25 protein-coding genes are annotated in these 23,660 nt (G+C 74.2%); 10 read left to right on the plus strand and 15 right to left on the minus strand.

The features are described 5' to 3' along the window. Window positions 1-155: 155 nt before the first annotated feature. Genes AB7J25_RS11855 through AB7J25_RS11870 form a run of 4 tightly spaced genes read right to left on the minus strand, consistent with a single transcriptional unit; the run spans window position 156 to window position 4,157 of the window. Entirely contained in the window at window positions 156-1,406 is a 1,251-nt protein-coding gene (locus AB7J25_RS11855) for an MBL fold metallo-hydrolase (protein WP_428508133.1), read from the minus strand. Window positions 1,407-1,433: 27 nt separating this feature from the next. Continuing rightward, a complete protein-coding gene (locus AB7J25_RS11860; protein WP_428508135.1) occupies window positions 1,434-2,588 on the minus strand; it encodes an acyl-CoA dehydrogenase family protein in 1,155 nt (384 codons plus the stop codon). Between the two features lie 10 nt (window positions 2,589-2,598). Further along, window positions 2,599-3,348 carry a class I SAM-dependent DNA methyltransferase gene (locus AB7J25_RS11865; RefSeq protein WP_428508137.1) on the minus strand — a complete coding sequence of 250 codons (750 nt, stop codon included), beginning with the start codon at window positions 3,346-3,348 and terminating at the stop codon, window positions 2,599-2,601. 44 nt (window positions 3,349-3,392) lie between these two features. Beyond that, a complete protein-coding gene (locus AB7J25_RS11870) occupies window positions 3,393-4,157 on the minus strand; it encodes a hypothetical protein (RefSeq protein ID WP_428508139.1) in 765 nt (254 codons plus the stop codon). A gap of 33 nt (window positions 4,158-4,190) precedes the next feature. Between AB7J25_RS11870 and AB7J25_RS11875 the strand changes: the two genes are divergently transcribed. Then, window positions 4,191-4,382: a hypothetical protein gene (locus AB7J25_RS11875; protein WP_428508141.1), complete on the plus strand. Its 192-nt coding sequence runs from the start codon at window positions 4,191-4,193 to the stop codon at window positions 4,380-4,382. Here the strand turns inward: AB7J25_RS11875 and AB7J25_RS11880 are convergent. Beyond that, on the minus strand, window positions 4,370-4,813 hold the full coding sequence (locus tag AB7J25_RS11880; RefSeq protein ID WP_428508143.1) for a GNAT family N-acetyltransferase: 444 nt from the start codon (window positions 4,811-4,813) through the stop codon (window positions 4,370-4,372). The genes AB7J25_RS11875 and AB7J25_RS11880 overlap by 13 nt on opposite strands. Before the next feature lie 122 nt (window positions 4,814-4,935). On the opposite strand from AB7J25_RS11880, the gene AB7J25_RS11885 reads away from it, so the two are divergent. Together AB7J25_RS11885 and AB7J25_RS11890 are read left to right on the plus strand one after the other, a co-directional pair. After that, window positions 4,936-5,253 (plus strand): DUF3817 domain-containing protein, encoded by a 318-nt coding sequence (locus tag AB7J25_RS11885; RefSeq protein ID WP_428508145.1) that lies wholly within the window; start codon window positions 4,936-4,938, stop codon window positions 5,251-5,253. 39 nt (window positions 5,254-5,292) lie between these two features. Next, a complete protein-coding gene (locus AB7J25_RS11890) occupies window positions 5,293-5,787 on the plus strand; it encodes a DUF6069 family protein (protein WP_428508147.1) in 495 nt (164 codons plus the stop codon). A gap of 29 nt (window positions 5,788-5,816) precedes the next feature. Here AB7J25_RS11890 and AB7J25_RS11895 read toward each other — a convergent pair whose 3' ends face one another. After that, entirely contained in the window at window positions 5,817-6,797 is a 981-nt protein-coding gene (locus tag AB7J25_RS11895) for a pirin family protein (protein WP_428508149.1), read from the minus strand. 110 nt (window positions 6,798-6,907) lie between these two features. Here AB7J25_RS11895 and AB7J25_RS11900 point away from each other — a divergent pair, with 110 nt between their 5' ends. Further along, window positions 6,908-7,423, plus strand: a complete 516-nt coding sequence (locus tag AB7J25_RS11900) for a mycothiol transferase (RefSeq protein ID WP_428508151.1) — start codon at window positions 6,908-6,910, stop codon at window positions 7,421-7,423. A gap of 5 nt (window positions 7,424-7,428) precedes the next feature. Beyond that, a complete protein-coding gene (locus AB7J25_RS11905; protein ID WP_428508153.1) occupies window positions 7,429-7,845 on the plus strand; it encodes a TIGR03668 family PPOX class F420-dependent oxidoreductase in 417 nt (138 codons plus the stop codon). Here the strand turns inward: AB7J25_RS11905 and AB7J25_RS11910 are convergent. Continuing rightward, complete coding sequence (locus AB7J25_RS11910; RefSeq protein ID WP_428508155.1) at window positions 7,770-8,243, minus strand: winged helix-turn-helix transcriptional regulator; 474 nt, start codon at window positions 8,241-8,243, stop codon at window positions 7,770-7,772. The two genes, AB7J25_RS11905 and AB7J25_RS11910, sit on opposite strands and share 76 nt — an antisense overlap. A gap of 87 nt (window positions 8,244-8,330) precedes the next feature. Between AB7J25_RS11910 and AB7J25_RS11915 the strand changes: the two genes are divergently transcribed. Continuing rightward, window positions 8,331-9,698, plus strand: a complete 1,368-nt coding sequence (locus AB7J25_RS11915) for an MFS transporter (protein WP_428508157.1) — start codon at window positions 8,331-8,333, stop codon at window positions 9,696-9,698. 66 nt (window positions 9,699-9,764) lie between these two features. Here AB7J25_RS11915 and hppD read toward each other — a convergent pair whose 3' ends face one another. Continuing rightward, the gene (gene hppD / locus AB7J25_RS11920) at window positions 9,765-10,988 is read right to left on the minus strand and encodes a 4-hydroxyphenylpyruvate dioxygenase (RefSeq protein WP_428508159.1); all 1,224 of its coding nucleotides are present in this window, start codon (window positions 10,986-10,988) and stop codon (window positions 9,765-9,767) included. Between the two features lie 93 nt (window positions 10,989-11,081). On the opposite strand from hppD, the gene AB7J25_RS11925 reads away from it, so the two are divergent. Beyond that, window positions 11,082-11,606, plus strand: coding sequence for an Lrp/AsnC family transcriptional regulator (locus AB7J25_RS11925; RefSeq protein WP_428508161.1), 525 nt, complete (start codon window positions 11,082-11,084; stop codon window positions 11,604-11,606). On the opposite strand, the gene AB7J25_RS11930 is transcribed toward AB7J25_RS11925, so the two are convergent. Genes AB7J25_RS11930 through AB7J25_RS11950 form a run of 5 tightly spaced genes read right to left on the minus strand, consistent with a single transcriptional unit; the run spans window position 11,590 to window position 14,933 of the window. Beyond that, entirely contained in the window at window positions 11,590-12,348 is a 759-nt protein-coding gene (locus AB7J25_RS11930; protein ID WP_428508163.1) for an alpha/beta fold hydrolase, read from the minus strand. The genes AB7J25_RS11925 and AB7J25_RS11930 overlap by 17 nt on opposite strands. A gap of 20 nt (window positions 12,349-12,368) precedes the next feature. Continuing rightward, window positions 12,369-12,722 (minus strand): MmcQ/YjbR family DNA-binding protein, encoded by a 354-nt coding sequence (locus AB7J25_RS11935; RefSeq protein ID WP_428508165.1) that lies wholly within the window; start codon window positions 12,720-12,722, stop codon window positions 12,369-12,371. Then, the gene (locus AB7J25_RS11940; protein ID WP_428508167.1) at window positions 12,719-13,087 is read right to left on the minus strand and encodes a VOC family protein; all 369 of its coding nucleotides are present in this window, start codon (window positions 13,085-13,087) and stop codon (window positions 12,719-12,721) included. The genes AB7J25_RS11935 and AB7J25_RS11940 overlap by 4 nt, the downstream gene beginning before the upstream one ends. Next, window positions 13,084-13,923 (minus strand): helix-turn-helix domain-containing protein, encoded by an 840-nt coding sequence (locus tag AB7J25_RS11945; RefSeq protein WP_428508169.1) that lies wholly within the window; start codon window positions 13,921-13,923, stop codon window positions 13,084-13,086. Before AB7J25_RS11945 ends, AB7J25_RS11940 begins: the two co-directional genes overlap by 4 nt. Before the next feature lie 32 nt (window positions 13,924-13,955). Beyond that, window positions 13,956-14,933 carry an NAD(P)-dependent alcohol dehydrogenase gene (locus AB7J25_RS11950; RefSeq protein WP_428508236.1) on the minus strand — a complete coding sequence of 326 codons (978 nt, stop codon included), beginning with the start codon at window positions 14,931-14,933 and terminating at the stop codon, window positions 13,956-13,958. Between the two features lie 93 nt (window positions 14,934-15,026). On the opposite strand from AB7J25_RS11950, the gene AB7J25_RS11955 reads away from it, so the two are divergent. Beyond that, window positions 15,027-15,677, plus strand: coding sequence for a TetR/AcrR family transcriptional regulator C-terminal domain-containing protein (locus tag AB7J25_RS11955; RefSeq protein WP_428508170.1), 651 nt, complete (start codon window positions 15,027-15,029; stop codon window positions 15,675-15,677). Window positions 15,678-15,687: 10 nt separating this feature from the next. Here the strand turns inward: AB7J25_RS11955 and AB7J25_RS11960 are convergent, their stop codons facing one another. Further along, window positions 15,688-17,055 carry an NAD-dependent succinate-semialdehyde dehydrogenase gene (locus AB7J25_RS11960; RefSeq protein ID WP_428508172.1) on the minus strand — a complete coding sequence of 456 codons (1,368 nt, stop codon included), beginning with the start codon at window positions 17,053-17,055 and terminating at the stop codon, window positions 15,688-15,690. Between the two features lie 10 nt (window positions 17,056-17,065). After that, window positions 17,066-18,406 carry a hemolysin family protein gene (locus AB7J25_RS11965; RefSeq protein ID WP_428508174.1) on the minus strand — a complete coding sequence of 447 codons (1,341 nt, stop codon included), beginning with the start codon at window positions 18,404-18,406 and terminating at the stop codon, window positions 17,066-17,068. 129 nt (window positions 18,407-18,535) lie between these two features. Here AB7J25_RS11965 and AB7J25_RS11970 point away from each other — a divergent pair, with 129 nt between their 5' ends. Together AB7J25_RS11970 and AB7J25_RS11975 are read left to right on the plus strand one after the other, a co-directional pair. Continuing rightward, window positions 18,536-20,791 carry a glycerol-3-phosphate 1-O-acyltransferase gene (locus AB7J25_RS11970; RefSeq protein ID WP_428508176.1) on the plus strand — a complete coding sequence of 752 codons (2,256 nt, stop codon included), beginning with the start codon at window positions 18,536-18,538 and terminating at the stop codon, window positions 20,789-20,791. Next, on the plus strand, window positions 20,778-23,654 hold the full coding sequence (locus AB7J25_RS11975) for an HAD-IB family hydrolase (protein ID WP_428508178.1): 2,877 nt from the start codon (window positions 20,778-20,780) through the stop codon (window positions 23,652-23,654). Before AB7J25_RS11970 ends, AB7J25_RS11975 begins: the two co-directional genes overlap by 14 nt. Window positions 23,655-23,660: the final 6 nt, after the last annotated feature.

Here is a 23,660-nt window from a genome sequence, read left to right on the forward strand (position 1 = left end):
GGGGAACCGTCAAGGTCGTCGATCAGGGTGACCGTTGTCTGCTTCGCCACGGCGGGGCCTTTCGAGATCGTAGGGCGGGCACCACTCACCGTTCCGCAGAACGGGATCGCGGATCCGCCCGGATGAAGGAGTCGACCATTTCGACGAAGCCGACCCTAATCGATGCCCCGTACATTGTCGAACCCGGGGTGGGTCGTGTCCACCGATGGAACGCTGCCGAAACGGAACAATCCGGCGAGCGGAATCCGCAGGCCACCCCGCCGAGCCGGATCCGAAGCGGGCACCGATACTCCGGCCGAACCCACTTCCGTCCACCAGTCGCGCAGTTCCGGGCGGACGGCCAGGTCCACGCGTTCACCCGGGCGGGGGACGACGAGCCGGATCCCCGCGGCGTCCCCGGCCGCGACGACCCGTTCCACGGGCTCGGACCAGCCGTGGAATGCGAGGTTGAACGTCGCCCAGTGCACCGGCAGCAGGACGTCGCCGCGCAGGTCCGCATGCGCGCGCACCGTCTGCTCGGGGTCCATGTGCACGTCCGGCCAGTGATGGCTGTAGGCCCCGACGGGCAGCAGCACGAGGTCGAACGGGCCCAGCTCGGCCCCGGTGCGTGCGAACGCGGGGGTGTAGCCGGTGTCGCCGCCGAAGTAGACGCGGCTGCGCGGGCCCAGGATCGCCCAGGACGACCAGAGCGTCATGTTGCGGACCAGTGCCCGTCCCGAGAAGTGGCGCGCCTGGGCGCAGTGCAGGGCGAGCCCCGCGATCTCCACGCGCGCGCCCCAGTCCAGCTCCACGACCCGCTCCCCGGGCACACCCCACCGGCGCAGGTGCGCCCCGAGACCCAGCGGGACCACGAACACCGCTCCGGTCCCGCGGGCCAGCGCCCGGACGGTGGGCAGGTCCAGGTGGTCGTAGTGGTCGTGGGAGAGCAGGACGGCGTCCACCGGCGGCAGCGCGGACAGCGCGACGGGCGCCGCGTGCAGGCGCCGCGGGCCCACCCGCCGCGACGGTGAGGCCCGCTCACCCCACATCGGGTCGACGAGCACGCGGCGGCCGTCGATCTCGATCAGCGCGCTGGAGTGCCCGAACCAGGTGACGGCCAGCGGGGCCGCGCGCGCCGGGACGTGCACCGGGGCCAGCGGCACCGGGCCTGCAGGGGTGCCGATCTCGCCGCGGGCGAGCAGCGCACGCAGGATCGTCCGGGTGTCGCTGCCGCCGGTGGGCGGCTCGGTGTTGTGGAAGAACCCGTCCCGCTGGTGCGCGGATCCGTCCGCCGCCGCCCGCAACGCGCCGCGGCGGGCGCCGATCGCCGTGGGCACTCCCGCCGCCGCCCGCGCCAGGCTCGCCGCCCCGGCGACCGCTGCGACCGCCACCCCCAGGGCCGCGACCCGGCCCGGCGTCCACACCACGGGGCAGACGCTACGCCGCGGGCACGGTCACCGCTCCAACCCGCCCCGTTTCACGAGCTGGCCGACGATGACATTGCGCTGGATCTCGTTCGTGCCCTCGCCGACGATCATCAACGGAGCGTCGCGGAAGTAGCGCTCCACGTCGAACTCGGTGGAGTAGCCGTAGCCGCCGTGAATGCGTACGGCGTCCAGGGCGATCTGCATCGCCGTCTCGGAGGCGAACAGCTTCGCCATTCCGGCCTCGAGGTCGCAGCGCAGCCCCGCCTCCGCCTTCTCGGCCGCATGCAGGATGAGCTGGCGGGCGGCTGTGAGCTTCGTCGCCATGTCCGCCAGATAGTTGCCGATCGACTGGTGCTGCCAGATCGGGCGCCCGAAGCTCTCCCGTTCCTGCGCATAGCGGAATGCGTCGTCGAACGCCGCCCGGCCCACGCCCAGGGCGCGGGCGGCGACCTGGATGCGCCCGGTCTCCAGGCCCGTCATCATCTGCGCGAATCCGCTGCCCTCGACGCCGCCCAGCAGCGCGGACAGCGGGATGCGGTAGCCGTCGAAGTGCAGCTCGCAGCTCTCGACACCCTTGTAGCCGAGCTTGGGCAGGTCCCGGGACACGGTGAACCCGGGGCCCGGCTCGATGAGCAGGATGCTGATCCCGCGGTGGGGTGGGTCCGCCGCGGGGTCGGTGCGGCACAGCAGGGCGGTGAGCCGTGAGCGCCGCGCGTTGGTGATCCAGGTCTTGGCGCCGTTGATCACGTAGTGGTCGCCGTCCCGCTGGGCCGTCGTCGTCATCGCCTGCAGGTCGGACCCGCCGCCGGGTTCGGTGAGTGCCATCGTCGCGCGGACCTCCCCGGTGGCCATCCGCGGCAGCCAGCGGTCCTTCTGCTCGTCGGTGCCGAACGCGAGTAGCAGCTTCGCCACGACGGTGTGCCCGCCCATGGCACCCGCGAGGCTCATCCACCCCCGCGCCAGCTCCGCCGTGACGAGCGCGTAGCAGGGCATCGAGACCGGTGCCTCGCCCCACGGCTGCGGGATCGCGAGCCCGAAGATCCCCAGCTGCTTCATCTGGTCGATGAGCTTCTCCGGGTAGGTGTCCGCGTGCTCCAGCTCGCGGGCGGTCGGCCGGACCTCCCGGTCGACGAACTCCCGCACGGTCGCGACGACGGCCTGTTCCTCGGTGCTGAGGGTCACGGGCCCGAGCCTAGGTCCGGCTCCGCTGCCCGGCCTGCCGACCGGTGGGACGGCTTGCGGGCGATGGCTTGCGGGCGATGGCTTGCGGGCGATGGCTTGCGGGCGATGGCTTGCGGGCGATGACAAGGCCCTGCGGGATCCTCGCCGCCGCACAGGTCGGCTCGGGCGCCCTGACCAGGCGGGCGGTCATGTCGAACCCCCCATCGACGAGCAAGGCGACGACGGCGTCGGGTTGCAGGCGGTGGAAGTCGAGCGACACGTCGTGGCCGAAGGCCTCGTCGAGGTGCAGGGTGTCGTCGCCGACCTGGAAGGCCAGCAGCAGGTAGCCGCCCGGTCGGATCACGCGGTGGAACTCGCCGATCACCCGCGCCCGCCGGTCGGCGGGGACGTGGATGAGCGAGTACCAGGCGACGATCCCGGCCAGGCTCGCGTCCGCGGTGTCGAGCGCGCCCATCTCCGCGACGTCGAAGCCGATCCCGGGATGGTCGCGACGGGCGAGCTCGACCATGGCCGGTGACAGGTCGATCCCGCGCACGGCGAGCCCGAGCCGGTGCAGCAGGGCGGCGACGCGGCCCGGTCCGCAGCCCGCGTCGACCACCGGCCCGTCGGGGTGGTCGCGCAGAACGAGCTCCGCGAAGCCGCCGAGCAGCGCCCGGTCCAGCGGAGAGTCGTCGAGCGCGGTGCGGAAGAGCTGCGCGTAGCCCTCGGCCATGACGTCGTAGCTGGATCGTGTCGCGGTCAGGTCCGCTGCGCCGGTCACGGCGGGCAGGCTACGAGGCCCGCGCACCGTCGGTCCGCGCACCGTCAGTCCGGCAGCGACACCGCGATCTCGCCGCCGAGCGAGAAGCCCTCGGCGAGCTGCAGGTCGTGGCCGCTCCAGAAGCGGCCGGGGTCGTACCAGTTCGGCGAGCGGTCGCGGGTGAGCAGCCCCATCTCCTCGTAGGTGATGGCGACGACCTCCGCGCAGTACGCGGTCTCCAGCGTCGGCCCGTCCGGCTCCGGCTCCATGGACGGCCCGGACGGCTCCGACGGCCCGGACGGCTCGGGGTCGCGGCGCAGCAGGGCGCGCGCGGTGTCCACCGTGCTGCTCACTGTGCTGGTCACGCTGCTGCTCACGGTGCTGGTCACGGTGCTGCCCAGCGACCGCAGGCGCGGCAGCCGCCCGCGGGCCCACCGGGTCGCGAGCCGCGCCGTCGACGGGAACGGGGTGCCGTCGAGCCGCGCGATCGTGCGCAGCACCGCCTCCTCCATCTGCTCGCCCACCGGCCCGGAGAGCTGGCGCAGCCACCCGCGCTGGTGGTAGCGGCGCCCCCACTGCAGGACGGCCGCCCGCAGGTCGTGCAGCTGCACCCCGCGGTGGTGCGTGCCCGTCCAGACGTCGACGAGGGCCTTGCCCAGCTCGGCGTGCCACATCAGCGGCGGCAGGTCGTCGATCACCACGGCCATGCCGACGTGGTTGACCGGGGCGTTCGTGAGCCCCCGGATCGCCCGGTCCGCGCCACCCGACCCCCGGAAGATCCAGATGTCGCCCGTTCGGGTCAGCTCGACGGCCTCGTCCAGGGTGATCACCTGCGAGATCGTAGGGCCGTAGGCTCTCGTCCCGTGACGGGGAAGTGGTGGAAACTGCTCGGCCTCGCCGGGCTGGCTGGCGTGGCTGCGACCGGTGTGGTCGTGGCGCGCGACGAGCGCAGGCGGCGCGCCTACACCCCCGACGAGGTGCGGACGCGGCTGCACGAGCGGGCGCGGCGGGCCGGCGGGCAGGACGGGGCCGAGGACCCGGCTCAGGAGCCGTAGAGCCGGGCGGGGTCCTCGAGGCGTTCCATGAGCACGCCCGGTCCGGCGTCGGCGAACCCGTGCGGGCGGTAGAGCTCGTGGGCATCGCGGGTGGCGAGCATGAGGCGGCGCAGCCCGTACGCGCCCGCGCGCTCGGTGACGGCCCGCACGAGGGCCGTTCCGATGCCGCGGCCGCGGGCGTCGGGGAGCACGATCACGTCGGCGACCCAGCCGAAAGTGGCCCGGTCCGTGACGAGCCGGGCGAAGCCGACCATGCGCCCCGGGACCAGCGTCCGGTCGTAGGCACCGAAGCAGTCCGAGCCGGCGATCGCGGCCTCGACGACGTGGCGGGGCACGCCCGGCGACCAGTAGCTCGCGGCCAGCGCGGGATGCAGCGCGTCGACGTCGACCCGGGTCGGGTCGTCGTCGATCTCGATCCCCGGTGGCGTCATGACGGTCCTCCTGCTGTGCCGGTGCCCATCCGTGTGCCCATCCGCCTGCATACCGTGCCGCCCGGGCGTCGCACTGGCCCACACGCGGCAGGTCAACTTCGACAGTCGGTAGAATTCGGCTCGTGATCGATGTCGCGCGCCTCTTCCGGATCGTCGCCGTCGCCGAGGCCTGCTCCTGGGCGGGGCTCCTCGTCGGCATGTTCTTCAAGTACGTCGTCGTGCAGAACGAGATCGGGGTGCAGGTCTTCGGCCCGATCCACGGGGCGCTGTTCATCGCCTACCTGGTGGTCACGGTGATCGCCGCCCGCGCGCTGGGCTGGGGCCGCTGGACGGTCGCGCTCGCCGTGGTGGCGAGCGTCCCGCCGCTCGCCACGCTCTGGTTCGAGCGGTGGGCGACGCGCACCGGCCGCCTCGGCGCGGGTGAGGTCGCTACGCAATAATTCCGCGATTCGCCCAGTCGGCAGATGCGGAGGCGCCTGATGACCGCTCCTCGAGACCGGCGCGGACGCGCGTCGGACGAGACCTGGGCCTACGACCGGGGCGACGATCCGGGCGACGCCGACCGCGGGCCGGTGGTCAACACCGGCAAGCTCTGGGCGGGCGGCCTCGCCACCGCCGTCGTCGCGGCGCTGGTGGCGCTGGTCGGGGTGCTGATCGTGCGGGCGATCCTGCCGTCGTCGCGCGGTTTCGACAACGACGACGCCGTCCTGCTCTGCCTGCTCGCCGCCGCGGCCGCCCTGGCCGCGACGGGGCTCGCCCACCTGCTGCTGGTGTCCACGCCGCGGCCGCTGGCCTACCTGGGCTGGATCATCGGGCTCGTGACAGCCGCCGCGGTCGTGCTGCCGTTCACGGGCGGCGCCCCGGTCCCGGTCAAGATCGCCACGGCGGTCATCCACCTCGTGATCGGTGTCGCGATCGGGAGCCTGGTCACCGGTGCCGCGGCGGCCGCGGTCCGCCGCCCGCCCCGGTACTGAGGTGTACCGACGCTCCCGGGTGAGGTCGCCTACCGCCCGTGCGGCACGTACGTCGCGGGCACGACGCCGAGCTTGCCCTTCTGGTAGTCCTCGAAGGCCTGCATGACCTCGGCGCGGGTGTTCATGACGAACGGCCCTGCCCAGGCGACCGGCTCGCGGATGGGCTGCCCGCCCAGCACGACCACGTCCAGGCCCGCCAGCCGGGACTCCTGCACGCGGTCCGCCGCCACCGTGATCGTGTCGCCCGGACCGAAGACCGCGAGCTGGCCGGTCTTCACCGGGTGGCCGAGCGGCCCGACCGTGCCGGTGCCGGAGAGCACGTAGACCAGCGCGTTGAAGTCGCGCCGCCACGGCAGCCGCAGCTGCGCGCCGGGGGAGACCGTGGCGTGCAGCATCGCCATCGGGGTGTGGGTCGATCCGGGGCCGGTGTGGCCGGCTGTGTCGCCCGCGATGTCGCCCGCGATGAGCCGCAGCAGCGCCCCGCCGTCCGGCGTGGTGAGCAGCGTGGACGCGGACCCGCGCAGGTCCTGGTACTTCGGCTCGAGCCACTTGTCCGCGCGCGGCAGGTTCACCCACAGCTGGAGGCCGTGGAAGAGCCCGCCCGAGACGACGAGCCCCTCCGGTGGCCGCTCGATGTGCAGCAGCCCGGAACCCGCGGTCATCCACTGGGTGTCGCCGTTGGTGATCTCGCCGCCGCCGCCGTGGGAGTCCTGGTGCTCGAAGGTGCCGTCGATGATGTAGGTGACGGTCTCGAACCCGCGGTGGGGATGCCAGGACGTGCCCTTGGGCTCGCCGGGGGCGTACTCGACCTCGCCCATCTGGTCCATGTGCAGGAAGGGGTCCAGGTCGCGCATGTCCACGCCCTGGAACGCCCGGCGCACCGGGAAGCCCTCGCCCTCGAACCCGGACGGGGCGGTGGTGACCGAGCGGACCGGCCGCTCGGTGGCCGTCGCGTCCGGCGCGGGGATGCGCGGCAGCACGGTGATGTCGGGGACGGTGACGGCGGGCATCGTGGTTCCTCCGGTCGCTAGATGATTGAACGTACAACTACTAACCCTCGAACAGCGAGCCCCTTCCGCATGTTCCCGCTCCTCCCGCGGGTCCGTCTACGCTCGGGCCGGTGGCGACCGTGACGGCTGCGGCCGATCTCCTCATCGACGCGCTCGGGCGCGTCCGCGAGAACGCCCACCACGTCGTGGGCGAGCTGTCCGCGGAGCAGCTCGCCTACCGCGTCGACGGCCGGGGCAACCCGATCGGCTGGCTCGTCTGGCACCTGGCCCGGGTCGCCGACGACCATCTCAGCGAGGCGGCGGGCGTCGAGCAGCGCTGGACCGCCGCCGGCTGGGCGCAGCGGTTCGGCCGGGAACCCGACCCCGAGGACACCGGCTACGGGCACACCACCGCGCAGGTGGCGGCGTTCCGGTCGCAGGCCGCGGAACTGCACGGCTACGTCGACGCCGTGCTGGACGAGTCGGTCGCCTTCCTGCGTGGGCTCTCGGACGCCGACCTGGAGCGGATCGTCGACGAGCGGTGGGACCCGCCGGTGACGCTCGCGGTGCGGCTGGTCAGCGTCGTGGACGACGCGGCCCAGCATGTCGGCCAGGCCGCGTACGTCCGCGGGCTGCTGCCGGGCTGACCGGCGTGCCGGCGATCTCCGACCCCGCGGTCCTGCGGGAGCTGGTGGCGGCTGCACCCGTCGGCCGGCTCGCCACAGTGCGCGCCGACGGCTCCCCGCGGCTCGTGCCGATCACGTTCGCGCTGGTCGAGGACCGGATCTGCTCCGTGGTCGACGCCGTCAAGCCCAAGCGCACCCCGAAGCTGGCCCGGCTCGCCGACGTCGCCCGCGACCCGCGGGTCGGCCTGGTCGTCGACCACTACGCCGACGACTGGTCGCGGCTGTGGTGGGTGCGCGTCGACGGCACCGCCACCGTCGCCGACCCCGACGAGCAGGCGCTCGACGCGCTGGCTGCCAAGTACCCGCCCTACCGCGACCCGCGCCCGGCCGGTCCGCTGCTGGTGATCACGCCGACGCGCTGGACCGGCTGGGCGGCCACCTGACCCACCCGCGCGTCGTAGGCCTCGCGGGCCCGCGCGATCGTGCTCCGGTGGCGCACCGCCCACTCGGTGAGCCCGGAGAGGGTGTCGGACAGCTCGCGCGCGGCGTCGGTGAGGGTGTACTCGACCTTCGGCGGCACCGTCGGGTAGACGGTGCGGACCAGCAGGCCGTCCCGCTCCAGGTTGCGCAGCGTCAGCGTGAGCATCCGCCGGCTGATGCCCGGAATGCCGCGTTCCAGCTCCACGAAGCGGATCGGGCCGCGGTCGCCCGCCAGCGTGAGGATGCCGATCGCCCACTTCCCGCTCACCCGGTCGAGCACCTCGTTGAGCGGGCAGACGTGGTCCAACGCTCCTCCCCCCTCCCTGACCTGCACCGTCACATCGGTGTTCCTTCGGGACACGAAACTGCCTTCTTCCCAGCTCGGCGCATGTGACAGAGCATCTGCCCTGTTACAGATCGTGCACCAAGGATGGGAAAGAGGGAAGACGTGACCGTCGTCCAGGACCGGGGCCGCCTCCGCCTTGTGGTGCTGGCCCTGGGGCAGTTCCTCATGGCCGTCGACTTCGACATCGTGTTCGTCGCGCTGCCGAGCATCGGCCGCGCGCTCGGGTTCGCCCCGGCCGACCTGCAGTGGGTCGTCTCGGCCTACACCGTCGTCCTCGGCGGGTTCCTGCTGCTCGGCGGGCGGGCCGCGGACCGGGTCGGCAGCAGGCGCACCCTCGCGGCCGGGCTCGCCCTGTTCGGGCTCGCCTCCCTCGTGGGCGGCCTCGCCCCCACCGCGGGCGCGCTGATCGCCGCCCGGGCCGTGCAGGGCCTGGGCGCGGCGCTCGTCGTACCCGCCGGGCTCGCCCTGATCGGCACGACGTTCGCCGACGGCCCGGAGCGCAACCGCGCGTTCGCGCTGTGGGGCGTGGCAGGCGCGTCGGGCGCCGCCGTGGGCGCGCTCGCCGGCGGCGTGCTCACCGCCACCCTCGGCTGGCAGGCCGTGCTGCTCGTGAACGTGCCCGTCGCGGCCCTGCTGCTCGCCGGGACCCGCGCGTTCGAGGCCGACGGGCCCCGCGCACCCGGCGGGTTCGACGCGGTGGGCGCGGTGCTCGCGACCGCGGGTGCGTCGGCGCTGGTCCACGGCATCGTGACGCGCGGCTGGACGGCCCTCGCGGGGCTCCTGCTGCTGGCCGCGTTCGCCGCCGTCGAGCACCGCCGCGGTGCGCACGCCCTGCTGCCGACGCGGCTCGTGGCGCGCCGGGCACTCGCCGTGCCGGCCGCCGCGGTGTTCCTGTTCATGGGTGCGGTCGCGGCCGCGTTCTACCTGACGACCACGTTCCTGCAGGACGTCCTCGGCCTCGACGCGCTGGCCGCCGGGCTCGCCTTCCTGCCGATGAGCCTGCTGGCGATGCTTGGCGCGGGCGTGGCGTTCCCGCGGATCGTCGCGCGGTACGGGCCGTTCGGCGCGCTCGCCACGGGGCTCGCCGGGATGGGGGTAGGGATCGCCGGGCTGGCGCTGTCGCTTCCTGCGGGCTCGTACGCCGTCACCGCGCCGTGGCTGGCGTGGACGCTGTTCGCCGGGATCGCGTTCCCGGCGGTGTTCCGCGCCGCAGGCGCCGCCGCCGGACCGCGGGAGCAGGGCGTGGCCGCGGCCCTCGTCTCCACGGCGCAGTACGTGGGCGGGGCGGTCGGGCTCGCGGCGATCCTCGCCATCGGCGGCCTGGACCGGGCCGCCGCCGGGGACGGCCTGGTCGACGCCCTGCGCACCACCGGCCTGCTGGCCGCCTGCGTCGTCACAGCCGGTGCGGTGCTGGTGGCGGCCCTGCGCCCGCGGCGGACGCCGCAGACCGGCGACGAGCGCGCGAGGTGAACGTGAGCGGGGTCCGCCGACGGCGGAAACCCGCTCACGTCCACCTCGGCCGGGTCCGGTCGTGCCCTACAGGTTGCCGCGCCGCTCCTGCTCCCGCTCGATCGCCTCGAACAGCGCCTTGAAGTTGCCCTTCCCGAAGCCGAGCGAGCCGTGCCGCTCGATCAGCTCGAAGAACACCGTCGGCCGGTCCTGGACGGGGCGGGTGAAGATCTGCAGCAGGTAGCCGTCCTCGTCGCGGTCGGCGAGGATGCCCAGCTCGCGCAGGGTCGCCACGGGCACGCGGGTGTCGCCGACCCAGCCGGGTAGCGCGTCGTAGTAGCTGTCCGGGGTCGGCAGGAACTCCACACCCGCCGCACGCATCGCCCGCACGGCGCCGACGATGTCGCCGGTCGCGAGCGCCACGTGCTGCACCCCGGGGCCACCGTGGAACTGCAGGTACTCGTCGATCTGCGAGCGCCTGCTCCCGAGCGCGGGCTCGTTGAGGGGGAACTTCACCCGGTGGTTGCCGCTCGCCACCACCTTGCTCATCAGTGCCGAGTACTGCGTCGCGATGTCCTCGCCGACGAACTCGGCCATGTTCCGGAAGCCCATCACGCGCCGGTAGAACCCCACCCACTCGTCCATGCGGCCGAGCTCGACGTTGCCGACGCAGTGGTCCACGGCCTGGAAGAGCCGCGGGCCGGGTGCCACGAGCGGTTCACGGGCGGTGAACCCCGGGGCGAACGGTCCGCCGGAGGGAGAGGGCGAGGGAGCATCGCAGGGAGCTCCGGCGACCGAGGAGCGGACCGAGTCCGGGAGCCGACCATCGACTCCGTAGCGGGAGCGGTCGACGAGCGTGTGGCGCACCGGCCCGTACGCCGCGATCGCCGCGGTCCGCAGCTCGCCGTGCGTGTCGGCGACGGTGTGCGGTTCGGCGAGCACCGCGGCGCCCTGCGCGCGGGCGTGCGCCACGGCCGCGTCCACGTCCGGGACGGCGATCGCGAGATCGACGATCCCGTCGCCGTGCGCGGCCACGTGGGCGCCCACCCAGGTGCCCGCCCGCACCTCGCCGGTGAGGACGAACCGGGCCGAGCCGGAGGTGAGCACGTACTCCGCGAGATCGGGGTGCCCGGTCTCGGGGCCGCGGTAGGCGACGACGCGCATGCCGAACGCCGTCGAGTACCAGTGCGCCGCCTGGCGGGCGTTGCCCACGGCGAAGCGGACGTGGTCCAGGCCGAGCACCGGGAACGCGTCACCGGTCGGATCGTGGGCGACCTCGCCGACGAGCGGGTCGAGCAGCACATCGGTCATGCCGACGAGTAGACGGAGAGCTGTTCATTCTGGCAACCTCTAACACATCTGCTATGCAGAATGCGCACTGAGATCCCGATGAAGGGGGTCCGGATGTCCACCTCGACCACCTCGCTCGACGCCCTGGACGTCCGGCTGATCGCCCTGCTCACCGAGCACCCGCGCGCCGGCGTGCTGGAGCTGTCCCGGCTCGCCCGGGTCGCCCGCCCGACCGTCGGGGCCCGCCTGGAACGCCTCGAACAGGCGGGCGTGATCACGGGATACGGCCCGGACGTCGACCTCACCGCGGCCGGCTTCCCGGTGCACGCGATCGTGTCGCTGGAGATCGCCCAGGGGGCGATCGACCAGGTCGCCGCCGAGCTGGACGCCATCCCCGGGGTGCTCTCCGCGCACGCCACCACCGGGAGCGCGGACGTGGTCTGCCAGGTCGCCGCCGCGTCCCACGCGGACCTGCACGCCACGCTGCTGCGGATCGACCGCTCGTCCGCGGTCATGCGCTCCACCAGCGTCGTCGTGCTCACCGAGGTGGTGGCGCCGCGGGTGCTGCCGCTGCTGCGCTCCGCACCCCTGCCCGTGCCGAGCCGCGCGCCCGCCTACCGGGTCAAGGAAGAGAGCTGAGGAACCGCGCGACCGCAGCGTCCGTCTCCTCGGGGCGTTCGAGGTGGGGGGAGTGGCCGCAGTCCAGCAGCACCACCTCGACCGGGCCGCGCGCGTGCTCGCGCACCGACTCGACGTGGGCCACCGTGCCGTACGGGTCGGCGGTGCCCTGCACGGCGAGCACCGGGCAGGTGATCCCGGCCAGCCGTGGCCGGATGTCCCAGGTCCGGAAGGCGGGGTGCAGCCAGACGTCGTTCCAGTTGCGGAACACGACGTCCGGGTCGCGGTGGTGGCGGGCGATCCGCTCCCGTAGGCCGTCCGCGTACGCGCCCCGGGTGGCCTCGATCTCGCGCAGTCCTGCCTCCTCCACGAAGGTGTGCGGCGCGAGCACCACCAGCCCCGGGAGGTCGTACGCCGCGGCGTGCAGCAGCGCGATCGAGGCGCCGTCGCTGTGGCCCACCAGGATCGGCCGCTCCAGGCCGAGCGCGGCGCACAGCGCGGGGACGACGTCGGTGGCCTCGCTCTCCATGAACCCGGGCCCGCGCGGCGCGGACGGCGGGTCGGACCAGCCGTGGCCCAGCCGCGAGAACGCCACCGCGCGCCGACCGGTCGCCGCCGCGATCCGGTGGTGGAAGCCCCGCCACAACCCGACCGAGCCCAGCCCCTCGTGCAGGAACAGCAGCGGCGCGCGCCCGGTCTCACCCGGGACGTCCTCGTAGGAGTGGACGGCCCCGTCGATCCGGACGGTGGGCAGGTCGGTCACGCGCCGATGTTAACGATCGCTCACGCGTCGAGCAGGGCGACCAGCCTCTTCGGCGCCACCGTCCGGTAGGCGTCGACGACCAGCTCGCCGATCTCGTCCCAGTCCACGTCCGGCACGTCCAGGTAGACGCCGACCCAACCGCGCCCACCGACGTAGGGCGGCCGGAAGAACCGCCCGGGCGCCGACGCCACCAGTTCCTCCTGGGCGCCCGGTGGGGCGGCACACCAGAACGCGAGCCGGTCGTCGTGGTGGTGATCGGCGAACGTCGCGAACGTCTTGCGGACGAACCAGGTCGGCTCGCCGTGGCTGATCTTCTCCGTCGCCTCGGGCAGCGCCAGGCAGAGCGCGCGCAGGCGCTCCAGCGGCGTCGTCACGAGACCTTGGACCGGTAGGTGCCGACGCTCCACACGTTGCCCTCGGGGTCGCGCACGGCGTACTCGCGGGAGCCGTACGGCTGGTCGGTGAGCGGCATGACGACCTCGGCGCCCGCGGCGACGGCCCGGTCGTGGTGGGCGTCCGCGTCCTCGACGGCGATGTAGAGCACGGCCCGGCCCGTGTCGAAGGTGTCGCCCCCGCGGCGCGTGCCGATCATGACGACACCGTCGTCGTGGGCGAGCTCGGCGTGCTGGACGACACCGTCGTCGGCGTGCACGGCCAGCTCGGCGAGGCCGAGGGCGGCGGTGAGGAAGCGGATCGCGGCGGCAGCGTCGTCGTAGCGCAGGGTCGGGTAGATGCTCATGAGGGCGACCGTAGGACCAGGTCAGCGCGCTCGTCTTGGACGAATGGGTCGATCCGGTCCGGCGTGAACCGCGTCGGTGGGCAGCCTGCCAGCGCCCGGAACTCGCGGACGAGGTGGCTCTGGTCGGCGTGGCCGGTGAGCGCCGCGACGTCGGCGACGGTGCGGCCACCGGCGGCCAGCAGGTCCGCGGCGTGGCGGAACCGCAGCACCCGCGCCGCCGTCTTCGGGCCGAGACCGACCTGGACGGTGAACCGCCGCAGCAGCCGCCGCCTGCTCCAGCCGACCTCCGCCGCCAGCGCCGCGATCCCCACCCGGCCGCGCGTGCGCGTGAGCAGGTGCCATGCCCTGGCCACCTCCGGATCCGGCCGGGTGCGGCTCGCCGCCGCGAGCGCGAGCAGCGTCTCGTCCACCCGGGCGAAGCGGGCGGGCCAGCCGTCGTCCGCGGCCAGCCGGTCCGGCAGCCGTCGCAGCGGGTCGACGCCCAGCTCGTCCAGGGCTGGGGTGAGGTTCGTGAGTTCGGCGAGCGGGCGCCCGAGCAGGACGTGCGCGCCGAGCGGGGTGAGATCGACCTGCACCCCGGCCTGGTCGCCGGTGAACTCGGTGACCACCACCGCGTCGTGCATCCCGGCGAGGAACGACCGGCGCACGACCGGACCCGCCGGGCCGTGCAGCCGCAGGGGCGGGTCCAGCCCGAGGATCAGCGTGCAGGTGGCGGTGGGGGCCTGGCGGCGGCGCAGGGGCGCGGCGCTGTGCTCGCGGTACCCCCCGTAGCGCGCGACGAGGCCCGCGAGCGCCGGATGTGGGCGCGCGGGGACGTACTCGTCGGGCTCGGGCACGGGCCCAGGGTGGCACGGGCCGGGGTGGCGCGTCAGGTCTCCCGGATGATCTCGACGACGGCCTTGCCGCGGACGCGCCCGTCGCGCAGGCGGGCCATCGCCGTGGCCGTCGCGGTGAGCGGATAGGTCTCCTCGACGTAGGGCACGACCCGGCCGGACGCGAGCAGGTCTGCGAGCGTCTCCAGGTCGCGGCGGTTCTCGGGGCTCACGAACGACCGCAGCCGGTGCCGGACGAACGGCGAGAGCAGCAGTGCCCGAAGCGTCCGGTCGAGGCCGCCCATCCAGCGCCCGCCGGTCTCGGAGCCGACGATGACGAGCGTGCCCTCGCGCGTGAGCAGCCGGCGCAGCGCGCGCAGCGACCGGTGCCCGCCGTTGTCGATCACGACGTCGAAGCGGCCCGTCACGTCCTCGCGCGAGTGGTCGACCACCGCGTCCGCTCCGACGGCCCGGACGACGTCCAGCTTCGCGGTGCTGGCCGTACCGGTCACCCGCGCTCCGTCGGCCTTCGCGATCTGCACCGCGAAGGAGCCGACCCCGCCGGACGCGCCGAGCACGAGCACCTCCTGCCCGGCGCGCACCTCGCCGTGGCGGCGGACGGCCTGCAGCGCGGTGAGTCCGGAGATCGGCGTCGCAGCGGCCTGCACCGGTGTCACCCCGGGCGGCCGGGGGACCAGCAGGTCCGCCCGGGCCGTCGCGTACTCCGCGAACGCGCCCTCCGCGATGCCGAACACCTCGTCGCCCGTCCGCAGGTGCGCGACGTCCTGGCCGGTCGCGACGACGCGTCCGGCCAGCTCACGTCCGCGCACCGGGTCGCGCGGGGCGGTGACCCCGAAGCCCGCGAACCGGACGGGGTAGGGCACGCCTGCCATGAGGTGCCAGGCGCCGCGGTCCAGTCCGGCGGCCTGCACCTGCACCAGCACCTCGCCGGGGCCCGGGACCGGCCGGGGCACCTGCACGACCCGCAGAACCTCCTCGGCCTCCCCGTAGCGGTCCTGCACCACCGCCGTCATCGACACCTGGGTCTCCTTACGTTGTAAGCTTATGTTGTAAGGTTGCGGCCGCGCGGTCGGGTTGTCAAGTCGTCGGGGTGAAGGAGGGGACCGGTGCCGGAACGGGAACCGCTCAGCCGGGAACGGATCGTGCGCGCCGCGGTGACGCTCGCCGACGCGGCGGGCCTGCCCGCGCTCACGATGCGCAGGCTGGGCGAGGCGCTCGGCGTCGAGGCGATGTCGCTGTACCGCTACGTGAGCGGCAAGGACGACCTGCTCGACGGGATGGTGGACGCCGTGTTCACCGAGATCGACCTGCCCGCGGGCCCGGACTGGCGGGCCGCGATGCGGAAGCGTGCGGAGTCGGTGCGCGTGGTGCTCGGCCGCCACCGCTGGGCCATCGGGCTCCTGGAGTCACGCCGCGCGCCAGGGCCCGCGACCTTGCGCCACCACGACGCCGTGCTCGGTGTGCTGCGCGGTGCCGGGTTCGGCCCGGCCGGGGCCGCCCACGCGTACGCACTGATCGACAGCTACGTCTACGGGTTCGCCCTGCAGGAGGCGAGCCTGCCGCTGCGGGACGGCGAGGGGACGGCCGAGTTCGCCCGCGAGATGGCCGCCGCGATCGACCCGGACCGCTATCCCCACCTGACGTGGCTCACCGTCGAGCACGTCCTGCAGCCCGGCTACGCCTTCGGCGACGAGTTCGCCTGGGGTCTGGACCTGGTGCTGGACGGGCTCGACCGCCGCGCCCGGCCCGACGCGTGACGGCCCGGCGCTACCCCGCGATCCATACCGTCTTCGCGTTCACGAACGACCGCGGCCCATAGTCCGAGAGCTCCCGGCCGTAGCCGGAGTTCTTCGCCCCGCCGAACGGCACCTCGGGCGTCGACTCGGTGGCCTTGTTGATGTAGATCATCCCCGTCTCGATCTCGGTGACGAACCGCTCCTGCTCCGCCTCGTCGGCCGTCCAGGCGCTGCCGCCGAGCGCGAACGGGGAGTCGTTGGCGATGCGGACGGCGTCGTCGACGTCGCGGGCGCGGAAGATCAGCGCGACCGGCCCGAAGAACTCCTCGTGGTGGGCGGGGGAGCCCTCGGGGATGTCGGCGAGGACGGTGGGCGGGTAGTAGAAGCCGGGCCCGGGCAGCGGCTTGCCGCCGGTGACGAGCCGCGCGCCCGCGGCGACGGAGTCGCGCACCTGCCGGTCGATGGTCTCCACGGCGTCCGCGTTGACCAGCGGCCCGAGCTGCGTGCCCTCGTCGATCGGGTCGCCGATCGTCATCGCATCGAGCTTCGCGACCAGCTTGCGCTCGAACTCGTCCGCGACCGCCTCGTGCACGACGAACCGCTTGGCGTTGATGCAGGACTGGGCGTTGTTGAGCATCCGCGAGGCGACGGCGTTGTCGACGGCGACGTCGAGGTCGACCGACGGCATGACGACGAACGCGTCGGACCCGCCGAGCTCCAGCACGCTGGGCTTGATGGCCTTGCCCGCCGCGGCCGCGACCGCCCGGCCTGCCGGCTCGCTGCCGGTGAGCGTGACGGCCCGCACGCGGTCGTCGGCGATGATCGACGCGACGGGCCCCGAGCCGATCAGGAGCGTCTGGAAGACGCCGTCGGGGAAGCCGGCCTCGGCGAACACGTCCTCGATGGCCAGGGCGCACTGCGGCACGTTCGACGCGTGCTTGAGCAGGCCGACGTTGCCGGCCATCAGGGCCGGCGCGGCGAACCGGAACACCTGCCAGTACGGGAAGTTCCAGGGCATGACGGCCAGCACGGGCCCGAGCGGCTCGTGGCGGGTGAACACCCGGGCGCCCTCGACCGGGTGCGGCACGTCGGCCAGTTGCGCCTGCGTGTGCTCGGCGTAGTACCGGCAGCCCTTGGCGCACTTGGCGACCTCGGCCTTCGCCGAGGCGAGGGTCTTGCCCATCTCCACGGTGGCGTGCCGGGCGAGCTCCTCGGCCCGCGCGTCGAGGACGTCCGCGGCCCGGCGCATCCAGCCCGCCCGCTCGGCGAACGTCGTGTGCCGGTAGCTGCGGAACGCCTCCGCGGCCCGTTGGAGCCGCTCCTCGATCTGCTCGCCGGTGAGGGGCTCGAAGGTGCGGATCTCTTCCCCGGTGGCCGGGTTCACGCTCGCGATGCTCACCTCGTGGACGCTACCCCTCGCCGGCGGCCGTCAACCCCGTCTCGGACGGCCCGGGCGCCTGCTCGGGACGGGGGGCCACACGGATCCGGGCGACCCTGCGGCCGTCCATCTCGGTGACCGTGAAGCGGTTGTCGAGCGCGTCGATCGCGTCGCCGACGGCGGGGACGCGCCCGAGGGCGGCCTGGACGAACCCGGCCAGGGTCTCGAAAGGGCCGTCGGGCAGCCGCAGACCGGTGCGCTCCTCCACGTCGTCCCGGTTGAGCAGGCCGTCCAGCTCGGTGGCGTCACGGCGGCTCTCGTCGGGGTCGTACTCGTCCTCGATCTCCCCGACGATCTCCTCGAGGACGTCCTCCATCGTGACGATGCCCGCCGTGCCGCCGTACTCGTCGACGACGACGGCGAGGTGGACGCGCTCGGCGCGCATCTGCGACAGCGCGGAGAGCACCGGCAGGCTGCCGGGAAGCATGGACGCCGGGCGCGCGACGTCGCCGACTGTCTCCGGGTGGGTCCCGTTGCCCTCCACCATGCCCGCACGCTCGAGCGCGGCCGTGAGCAGGTCCCGCACGTGGACGACGCCGACGACGTCGTCGACGGTCTCGCCGGTGACCGGGTAGCGGGAGTGGGGGCGCGAGACGGTGTGGCGGGCCGCCTCGGCCAGCAGCATGTCGGCGTCGAGGAACTCCACCTCGGTGCGGGGGATCAGCACGGCGGCGAGCTGGCGGTCCGCGGCGCCGAAGACATCGCCGAGGACCCGGCGCTCCTCGGCGTCGAGATCGCCGTGGCCCGCGACGAGGTCGCGCAGCTCCTCTTCCGACACCTCGTCGCCGCGGCCCTTCGGATCCAGCCCCAGCGCCCGCACGACGAGGTTCGTCGACTGGGACAGCAGCCAGATCAGGGGCCGCGACAGGCGGGCGACCCGGTCCAGGACGGGGGCCACGGCCAGGGCGACGGCCTCGGCCTTCTGCAGCGCGAGCCGCTTGGGCACGAGCTCCCCGAGCACCAGTGACAGGTAGGAGACGAAGGCCGTGACGGCGATGAACGCCACGGTGGCGGCGATCCCGGCCGGCACGCCCCAACCGGTGAGGACCCCCGCGAGCGGCTCGGTCAGGGTCGAGCCGCCGTACGCCGCCGAGAAGAACCCGGCGACGGTGACGCCGATCTGGACGGCGGCGAGGAACGTCGTCGAGTCCCGGCGCAGCGCGGCGACGCGCTCGCCGCGCCGCCCGGTGGTGGCCAGGCGCTCGGCCTGCGCCTCCCGCAGCGACACCACCGCGAGCTCCGAGGCCGAGAAGAAGCCCCCGATCAGCACGAACAGCAGCACGAGGCCGAGGTTCAGCAGTACGCCGTCCATCCGCCCAGGCTTCCCCAGCGCGCCCGGGTGCCAGACGGCGGGGTCGCCGGCCGCGGCGGTCGTCGCCGTGGCGGCGCGGATGGGCCAGGATGGGGCTCCCGCCCGCCCGCCACCAGCCCCGGGACCGCCGTGACCGCATCGCCCGCTCCGGACACCGCCTCCGAGACGCTCGTCCTCGCCGACGTCGGCACCGACGTCGAGCGTGCCCTCGTGAGGGACTGGGTCCGCGACACCGGCGTGCGCGCCGACGGCGTACTGCCCGCCGCCGGGTCGGCCATCGCCGGACCTCTGGATGCGGCCGCGCCGGACGCCGACGTCCTCGCGGTGCGTGTCGCCTGGCTGCCGCGGGAACGCAACGGCCAGCGCCGGGTGCGCGTCACGGACCTGCTCTCGCTGGTGGACCCCCGCCGCCCGCCCGCCCGCGCGCAGGCCCGCATCGCGCGCCGCGAGCCGGACCGGGCGGTGGTGGTCGTCGCGGAACCGGCGAGCGTGGGCGAGCTGCGGGAGCGGTTCGCCGGGCACGGGGCGGGCGGTTTCGGCGACTTCGTGGCCCGCCAGGCGCGGCTGGCGCTGGACCGCGCCGAGCGCGCGCTGGTCGGCGGGCGCTACAAGGTTCCGAAGCGGATCGTCGAGGACATCCGGGCGAGCGCGCAGTTCCGCGCCGGCGTCGCCGAGCTCGCGGCCCGGCTGGGCCGCACGCCCGACGACATCGCGGCCGCGGCGGGCGAGGACCTGGACGCGCTCGTGGCCTCGATGAGCCCGCTGGCGGTCGACATGCTCTCCGGGGTGCTGCGCCCGCTGCACTCCCGGGCGTGGAAGGTGGAGGTGGAGACCTCCGGCCTTGCCGAGCTGCGCGAGCTCAACCGCGGCTACCCGCTGGTGTTCCTGCCCAGCCACCGCTCCTACGCCGACCCGCTGCTGCTCGCGGACGTCCTCGCCGAGCACGACTTCCCCCGCAACCACGTCCTCGGCGGGGACAACCTGCGGTTCTGGCCGCTCGCGCCGCTGGCCAAGCGCGCGGGGATCGTGTTCATCCGGCGCAGCTTCGGCGACGACGAGGTCTACAAGTTCGCCGTCCGCGAGTACTTCGGGTTCCTGCTGGCCAAGCGGTTCAACCTGGAGTGGTACATGGAGGGCGGCCGCTCGCGCACCGGAAAGCTGCGCCCGCCGCGCTACGGGCTGCTGGCGAACGTCGCGGAGGCGCTGGACCGGGGTCGCGCGCAGGACGCGTACCTGGTGCCCGTGTCGATCACCTACGACCAGCTGCGCGAGGTGGCGGCGATGGCCGCCGAGCAGCGGGGCGCGGCGAAGAAGGGCGAGGGGCTGTCCTGGCTCGCGTCCTACGCCCGGGCGCAGCTGTCCCCGATCGGTACCGCATACGTGCGGTTCGGGCTGCCGATCTCGCTGCGTGGTGCGCTGGAACCGGGGCTGGAGTCCGGGCCGGGCACCGAGGGCCCGGACGGGCGGCGGCTCGCGCTGCAGAAGGCGGCCTTCGAGGTGGCGGTCGGGATCAACGCGGTGACCCCGGTGATCGCGACGTCGCTGGTGACACTCACGCTGCTCGGGGTGCGCGACCGCGCGCTGACGCTGCCGCAGGTGGCGCGGGTGCTGCGCCCGGTGCGCGAGTACGTCCTGGAACGTGGCCTGCCGCACGCCACCGAGCTGCTCGACACGGAGGAGGGCCTGCGGCGGGTGCTCGCGGAGCTCACCGCGGAGCGGGTCGTCACGACCTACACCGGGGGCGAGGAGGCGGTGTTCGCGATCGAGCGCGGCCAGCACCTCGTGGCCGCCTTCTACCGCAACTCCTCGATCCACCACTTCGTGAACCGGGCGATCGCGGAGCTGATGCTGCTCTGCCCGCCCGCCGAGCGCGCGGCCGAGGCGGCCCGGCTGCGGGACCTGCTCAAGTTCGAGTTCTTCTTCCCGGACCGCGCCACCCACGCCGAGCAGCTCGCCGCCGAGCTCACCCGCCTCGGCGCGGACGGCGCCGGGCCCGAGGGCCGGGTGCTGCTGGAGAAGGCCGGCTTCCTCATCGCGCACCGCGTGCTGCGCTCGTTCCTGGACGCCCAGCTCGTCGTCGCCAGCAGGCTCGTGTCGCTCGGGGACCGCCCACCGGGCCCGGAGAAGGAGTTCCTCGACGCCACGGCCGGGCTCGGCCAGCAGCTGCTGCTGCAGGGCAGGCTGCACGGGCCCGAGTCGCTGTCGCGGGAGCTGTTCGCGTCGGCGCTGAAGCTGGCCGACAACCAGGGCCTGCTCGACGGGGCCGACCTCGCCGCCCGGCGGGCGCGGTTCGCCGAGCGGGTCGAGGACGTCGTCGCGCGCGTGACCACGATCGACGAGATCGACGCGGCGACCCGACAGGAGGCGGCCGGTGTCGAACCGTGAACGTGACGGGCGGTGGACGGAGGACCGGCTGGTCGCCGACGTCGAGCAGGGCCCCCAGGGGCCGCAGGTCGGCGCATTCTTCGACTTCGACGGCACCCTGATCGACGGCTACTCGTTCGGGACCTTCGCCCGCCACCACCTGCGCTCGATGCACGTCACCCCGGGCGATGTCGGCCGGCTGCTGCTCATCGGGATGCGCGGGGTCACCACCGAGGCCGACTTCGAGCAGTTCTTCGTGCTCGGCATGCGCGCCTGGACCGGGCGCAGCGAGGACGAGCTGGGCGAGCTGGGGGAGCGGCTGTTCGTGCAGGGCATCGCCCGCTCGCTCTACCCGGAGGCGTGGCGGCTGGTGGAGGCGCACCGCCGGGCCGGGCACACCGTGGTGCTGGCCTCGTCGGCCACCCGCTTCCAGGTGGAGCCCGCAGCGCGGGCGATGGGCGTCGAGCACATCCTCGTGACACCCGTCGGGTTCGAGAACGGAATCTGCACCGGGCGCCCCGGCGGGCCGCCGCTGTGGCGGGCGGGCAAGGCGGCCGCCGTGCGCGAGTTCGCCCCGGTCCACGGCATCGACCTCGCGGCGAGCTACGCCTACTCCAACGGCGACGAGGACGTCCCGTTCCTGGAGGCGGTCGGGCGTCCGCGCGCGCTGAACCCCGGCCGCGGACTCGCCGCCCGGGCCCGCGCCCGGGGCTGGCCGATCGCGCGCTTCCGCTCCCGCAACCACACGGGCGTGACCGACGTGGTGCGCACCGTCGCCGGGGTCGGCGGGATGCTCGGCGGGTTCGGTGCGGGGCTCGTCACCGGGCTCGTCACCGGGGGCTCGCGCCGCGACGGTGTCGATCTCGGGATCACGCTCGCGGGCGACCTCGGCGCGGCGCTCGCCGGCGTGCACGTCGACGTCCAGGGCGCGGAGCACCTCGCAGCGCGCCCTGCCGTGATCGTGTTCAACCACCAGAGCCAGCTCGACGTCCTCGTGCTGGCGAAGCTGCTGCGCGGCGGGTTCACCGGGGTCGCGAAGAAGGAGCTCGCGAGCATGCCGGGCTTCGGCCTGGCGTTTCGGCTCATGGACGTCGCGTTCGTGGACCGCGCGGACGGCGCCAAGGCCCGCTTGGCCCTCGAACCCGCCGTGCAACGGCTGCGCGAGGGGATCTCGCTGGTCATCGCGCCGGAGGGCACCCGGTCGGCCACCCCCGCGCTGGGCCCGTTCAAGAAGGGCGCGTTCCACGTCGCGATGCAGGCGGGCGTGCCGATCCTGCCCGTCGTGATCCGCAACGCGGGCGAGCTGATGTGGCGCGACTCGTCGACCATCCGGCCCGGCACCGTGCAGGTGCGGGTGCTGGCGCCGGTGCCCACCGACGGCTGGACGGTCGCGACACTGGACGACCACGTCGCGGACGTCCGCGCCAGGTTCGTCGACGCGCTCGCGCAGTGGCGGCCGACGGTGCACGAGGTGCGGGTCGCCACCGGCCCGGCGGGCCCCGTGCCGGACGCACCGCTGGACTGGGGCACGGCCCCGGAGATGAACCCGCTGGAGACGGCGATGTGGCGCGCCGAGGACGCCGATCCCCGGCTGCGGGCCAACGCCACGATGCTGGAGCTGCTCGACACGGCCCCGGACTGGGAGCGCTTCCGGGCCGCGCACGAGTGGGCGTCGCGGATGGTGCCGCGGATGCGCCAGAAGGTGGTCGAGCCCGCGCTCGGGGTCGGGGCGCCCGCGTGGGTCACGGTCGCCTCCCTGGACCTGGACGCGCACGTCCACCACCGGACGCTGCCCGCGCCCGGGTCGCAGCGCCAGATGCTGGACGCTGCGGCCGAGTTCGCCATGGCGCCGCTGGACCGCGACCGCCCGCCGTGGCGCGCGCTGCTGGTGGACGGCCTGGAGGGCGGGGGTGCCGCGTACGTGACGGTGATCCACCACAGCGCCACGGATGCTCTCGGCTGGCTGCAGCTGATCTCGAAGCTGCATCGCGACCATCCGGAACCGGACCCGGCGCGTCCCGAGCCGCCCGTCCCCGATGCCGGGTTCGCGGTGCCCTCCGCGCTGCTCACCGGCCAGGTCTCCCGCACGGTCACCGCCGCGCCAGGGGAGGTCCTGCGCCAGGGGGCCGGGCTGCTCGGCTCGCTGGCCCATCCCCTCGCGACCCTGTCCCGGGCCGCCGCGGCCGTCCGGACCGTCGGCGGGGCCGCCGTCGCACCGTCGGGGTCGCCGCTGCTGGCCGCGCGCGGGGGTCCCTGGCGCTTCGACGTGCTCGACCTCCCGCTCGCCGCGCTGCGTGCCGGGGCGAAGGCGGTGGGCGGCTCGGTCAACGACGGCCTCCTCGCCGCCGTGATCGGCGGGTTCCGCCGCTACCACGAGCTGCTCGGGGCCGAAGCCGGCGATCTCCCGATCGGCTTCCCGATCAGCCTGCGCCGCGAGGACGACCCGCAGGGCGGCAACCGGTTCACCGGGGCCCGGCTCGTCGGGTCGATGGCGGAGAAGGACCCCGTCGAACGGATCCGGGTCGTGCGCGAGTTCGTGCTCTCGGCGCGGGCGAACCCGGACGTCCTCGGGCTCCTGGGACCGGTCATGGAGTGGCTGCCCGCGCCGGTCGTCGGTGCGGTGTCCGGGCGGCTGTCGTCGGCCAACGACGTCCAGGTCTCGAACGTCCCCGGCCTGCCCCGCGAGGTCTACATGGCTGGGGCGCGGATCACCCGCATGTACCCGTTCGGCCCGCTCCCGGGTTGTGCGGTGATGCTCACGCTGCTCTCGCACGCCGGGACGGCCTGCATCGGCATCAACTCCGACGGCGCCGCGGTCACCGAGCCGGACGAGCTGGTGGCGTGCCTGGCCGAGGGTCTGGCGGAGATCGTCGCGCTGGCCTGACGGACG

Origin of the sequence: Pseudonocardia sp. (genome assembly GCF_050246655.1) — a bacterium.
Lineage (GTDB): Bacteria > Actinomycetota > Actinomycetes > Mycobacteriales > Pseudonocardiaceae > Pseudonocardia.